The sequence below is a fragment of the Bartonella sp. AA81SXKL genome, assembly GCF_042196945.1.
Taxonomy (GTDB): Bacteria; Pseudomonadota; Alphaproteobacteria; order Rhizobiales; family Rhizobiaceae; genus Bartonella.
This window is the reverse complement of the sequence record NZ_JBHIRH010000267.1, coordinates 406-688: the sequence shown is the minus strand read 5'-3', so window position 1 is coordinate 688 and position 283 is coordinate 406. Positions and strand designations below refer to the sequence as shown.

Below are 283 nucleotides of genomic sequence, written 5' to 3'. Positions count from 1 at the left end.
TTTCTCTGTTTTTTTTGCCACTTGTGTCCAAATTTATCACGGGTTTTTTGTGTGTGGTGGTGATGGTTATAACGCCATAGTAAAACAACTTTTTCTTCTTCTAAAACGCGTTTTTGCTTAGTAGCAAAATTGCCAACAGGTTCAGCTGCGGGTAAACAGTCTCCTGTATCGGATTGTGTAATACAGGTGGGCAAAGCTTCTTTTTCTTCCTGTTTTGGCGATATATCCATGATTTGCCATTGCTCGCCAACGCACTCTGCCGCAGGAACATCCTGTACTGTTG

1 pseudogene is annotated in these 283 nt (G+C 42.0%); it reads right to left on the bottom strand.

Annotated elements, in window-relative coordinates:
* Positions 1 to 283 (bottom strand): annotated as a pseudogene (locus ACFINZ_RS11005) (hypothetical protein); the annotation flags it as partial.